The following is a 3706-nucleotide window of genomic DNA, read 5'->3' on the forward strand; positions in this document are numbered from 1 at the left end:
CGTCCTCCTTTCCCGGTATCAGCACATAAATCCTGTTTGGTTCTCCAACGCCCTGACGCACCCGCATGATAAGTCCGGCGGTTTCCAGTTCATTCAGAGAACGCTTGACCGTCATGGGACTGCGGGACAGGACTGCGGCAATGGCTGTGACAGGGAAGCAGACAAACAGGATTCCGTTCTCGTCCTCCTGACCTTTGGAGAGCATAGCGTCCAGCATCCGGCAGTACATGACCTTTGCGGTGCTGCTGACTGGAAATCCTGTCAACGCTCTGGGAAAGGGCATACAGGGCGGCAATGGTGTGTCTATCGTCATAAATTCAAAATTCATTCGGTGTGTTCCTCCTTTTTCTTTGATCGTTTGGATAAATAACGGGGGCAGTCAATCACAACCGCCCGGAAGCTCTGCTTGCACCCATGCTGGCATTTCCGGCATAATTCGTTGTAAGTGACACGCCCCCGGTCATTGAGGTAAAAGGAAAGCTCATGCTTCCTCTTTTTGCTCATTCTCGGCATATTGTATTTCCTCCCGTTTTAGTGTATGGTTTCGGGGCGATTTTCGGCAAAATTACGGTCATAGAGCCGATTAAAATCTCCCGAAGTATCAGCGATAGGGTAGACTATCCCCCTATCAGATTGTCGTGTTTCGGTATCATTTCGGTGTCAGTTCGCCAGTTCTCCCCGGTGTCGTTCCTCCCCTGAATCTCACAGCGGCGTATCGCTCCCTTTGGTACGCTCGTTTCGGTCAGGGTTCCTCCACATCCCTGCCAAAAGTCATGGCGCTACATCGCCGGGGAAGCATATCCCACACAGGCTGGTCATTCGATTGGAATAATCCATCGATGAACTACCTGTATCATAGAACATTTTTGTGCCCTGTGCCGTATGTCCACAAAGTAGGAATTAGGGGTAAAAATCAGAAATTTCCACGATTGCGGAAAGTGTGATATAATCCAGATAAGCGGCAGCAATGAAACCATTGGAAAGGAGCGTGCGCCCATGAAAGGAGCAACAAGCATACAGGAACGCCTTTGGGAACTCCGCAAGGACAAAGGCTTAAATCTGGAAGAACTATCAAAGCTGACAGGCATTTCCAAATCAGCTCTTGGAAGTTATGAAAAAGAGGATTTTAAGGAAATCAATCATGGCAACCTTATCACGCTGGCAGACTTCTATGGGGTCTCTGTTGATTATCTACTGTGCCGGATAGAGAACAGGGAGCAGATCAACACACCATTGACGGAGTTGCATTTGAATGATGAGATGGTGGCACTGCTGAAAAGCGGTCGGATTAACAACCGTCTGCTCTGTGAGCTTGCTACACATAAAGATTTTATCAAGTTTCTTGCAGACATTGAGATTTATGTGGACGGGATTGCTACCATGCAGATTCAAAACCTCAATGCACTTGTCGATACCGTCCGGCATGAAATCATTGAACGGTATCGCCCAGGCGAAGATGACCCGCATTTGAAAGTGCTGCAAGCCGCCCATATCAGTGATGATGAGTATTTCAGTCACATGGTTCTGGATGACCTCAACCTGATTATCCGGGATATTCGGGAAGCCCACAAAAAGGACAGTGAGAGTGCGCCCCAGACCACCGTTGCCGATGAATTGAAAGAAAATCTCGAAGCAGTCGAAAATTTCAAGGGCAGCCGGGATGAAAAGCTGGCTGTCCTTTACTGCAAGCAGCTCGGTATCAACTATAAAAATCTGTCAGACGAAGAATTTCGCTGGCTGATTCGGATTCTCAAAAAATCAAAGAAAATGGGAACGCCTATCAGCCAGAGGAAAAAACGGTAAAAAAAACCGCTGTTGCATGGTTGGGGTGCCTTCCATGTAGCAGCGGTTCTTGCTGTGGTTATTATTTCATTCGTTTTCTTAATATCCGGCGATAATTTGTTTCTCCCTTTGGTGCGTCCTGTATAATTTCCAACACACCATCTTCAAGCATTTTATCAATGCGATTAGAAATCCATACATCACTAATTCCAAGTTGATATTTTCCTAAAACATTACCTATAACAATAGCCATTTTGAATTGCTCTGGCTGTTCCGCAATTTCACGAAGAATGAAACTATCATATATATCTTCTGAAACACTTTGCAATTTACCATTTAGCATTGCACGCAAAGGTGCATTTTCATTTTGAAGTTGATTCCATTTCATAGCACAAGCTGAAAGAAATACAGGCTTAGCTTTTTCTTGTAGAGTTATATATTTTCCCCATTCGCCAGGAGAAACCTCACCCCATGCTATTTTGGATGTCATAGTATTTTCTTTTCCATATTCCCAGGCAGGTAACTTAACCAAATAAATTGTTGTCTGACAGTTTAATGGTCGAAGTTGTTTCATAAGCCAGTACATACCGCAAAGTTCATCCGGATTATAGCTATACCAAATACGAACTTCTTCCCCAGCTACATATCGTTCAATAACCGAAGACAATGTAGTTTTAATTTTCTGTATTTTTTCTTCAACCTGATAGTCTAAATCCTCTACAAACCAGACAGACAGCATTTTCTTGAGAACATTTTTCCGCTGTTCGCCAATTCCATTATCAGAAATATCTCCCACACTAAGAGCCATATCAAAACAATAAACATCACTGCTCTTGCCTCCCAATGGAATAGCATTCTCCCAAGCAATATGTTCTTGTTCCTGTGCTTGAATTTGTGCTTCTTTCATTTCATCTGAAGATGGAACACTCCCATCTTCGTGCCTCATAAAGACCGAAACTGCACTTCCTCTATACTTTCCCCTACCGTAAGTTTGGGCAATTTTCAAACTTCCACAGGCACTTTCACCAAATACAATTTCAATCATCTTATATACCTCCGATTTAATTACTCCCGTATGAATAAATTATATCATGCAAAACAATTTCTTCTGCCCGGTTGTGAATGTTATTACAACGCTGCACCCATTCCATTTGTTGAGTTCGCTTCAATTCCTCTGTCACGCCCTCGGTGGCTTTCATCTGCTCCATGATAGTGTCTAACCGTTCCTGTGCCTGTTCGTTCAGGTCTGCAAGATATGTCCACAATTCTCCGGTCAGTATCAATGTATTCAATCTGGCTGGGTGGACTTCCCTTAAATATTCCCGGTGCATCCGTCCGTACTTTCCGATAGGGCGGTGTTCCTCCGGCAGTTTCAAGTCCGGGATGTAGTAATCTCCGACAAGGATATAATCAATTCCGTTTTCCGTTATTCTTGGTTTCAATTCTCTCATGTTCCTTACCTCCTGTGGAAGCAGGCTCGTCTGGTACTAACTCAATCACATCGGTAATCTCACAATTCAGCGTTTCACAGATACGGGCTAATGTGTCCATGCTGATGTGCTTTCCCTCTTTGCTCATGTTGGCAATCATATTCGTTGTCATACCAGCGGCAAGCCTTAAATCCTCTTTCCTCATATCACGCTCTAACAGTGTGTGCCAGAGTGGTTTATAGCTGATGTGCATATTGTTTTCCTGCCTTTCTATCCATACCACCGGGGCGGCTGCCCCGGCAGGAACTTTTCTCTTATTATAGCACCAATCTTGTGAAATCACAATTTATTCTTGTATCCTGCCGCTGATACCGTCTGGATTGGTTTTCCTTTCTTTTTTGTTCCCTTTAATTAGCCATGAACTGCTTCATGCCCTGGCTCTTTACTGATGTGCGATAAAGAAGTAATAGAAGTGTAAAAAATTTTGCCGTTCC

6 protein-coding genes and 1 pseudogene are annotated in these 3706 nt (G+C 44.2%); 1 reads left to right on the plus strand and 6 read right to left on the minus strand.

Translation table 11 applies throughout. From position 1 onward, the window contains the following. Both DXD02_RS12035 and DXD02_RS12040 read right to left on the minus strand, forming a co-directional pair. A partial coding sequence (locus tag DXD02_RS12035; RefSeq protein ID WP_118666897.1) for a DeoR family transcriptional regulator occupies positions 1–328 on the minus strand: 328 nt, incomplete at its 3' end. Continuing rightward, positions 325–513 (minus strand): hypothetical protein, encoded by a 189-nt coding sequence (locus DXD02_RS12040; protein ID WP_054328105.1) that lies wholly within the window; start codon positions 511–513, stop codon positions 325–327. The genes DXD02_RS12040 and DXD02_RS12035, both read right to left, overlap by 4 nt. Positions 514–996: 483 nt before the next feature. On the opposite strand from DXD02_RS12040, the gene DXD02_RS12050 reads away from it, so the two are divergent. Beyond that, positions 997–1803, plus strand: a complete 807-nt coding sequence (locus DXD02_RS12050) for a helix-turn-helix domain-containing protein (protein WP_118666892.1) — start codon at positions 997–999, stop codon at positions 1801–1803. 61 nt (positions 1804–1864) lie between these two features. Here the strand turns inward: DXD02_RS12050 and DXD02_RS12055 are convergent, their stop codons facing one another. The 4 genes and pseudogenes from DXD02_RS12055 to DXD02_RS16430 form a co-directional block, all read right to left on the minus strand. After that, on the minus strand, positions 1865–2827 hold the full coding sequence (locus DXD02_RS12055) for a DUF3658 domain-containing protein (protein WP_118666893.1): 963 nt from the start codon (positions 2825–2827) through the stop codon (positions 1865–1867). 16 nt (positions 2828–2843) lie between these two features. Then, positions 2844–3233, minus strand: coding sequence for a TnpV protein (locus tag DXD02_RS12060; protein WP_009296082.1), 390 nt, complete (start codon positions 3231–3233; stop codon positions 2844–2846). Beyond that, on the minus strand, positions 3193–3465 hold the full coding sequence (locus tag DXD02_RS12065; protein WP_002593556.1) for a helix-turn-helix domain-containing protein: 273 nt from the start codon (positions 3463–3465) through the stop codon (positions 3193–3195). Before DXD02_RS12065 ends, DXD02_RS12060 begins: the two co-directional genes overlap by 41 nt. Before the next feature lie 160 nt (positions 3466–3625). Continuing rightward, positions 3626–3706, minus strand: a pseudogene (locus DXD02_RS16430) (Maff2 family mobile element protein); the annotation flags it as partial.

This window comes from Blautia sp. TF10-30 (assembly GCF_003481245.1).
Lineage (GTDB): Bacteria > Bacillota > Clostridia > Lachnospirales > Lachnospiraceae > Fusicatenibacter > Fusicatenibacter saccharivorans.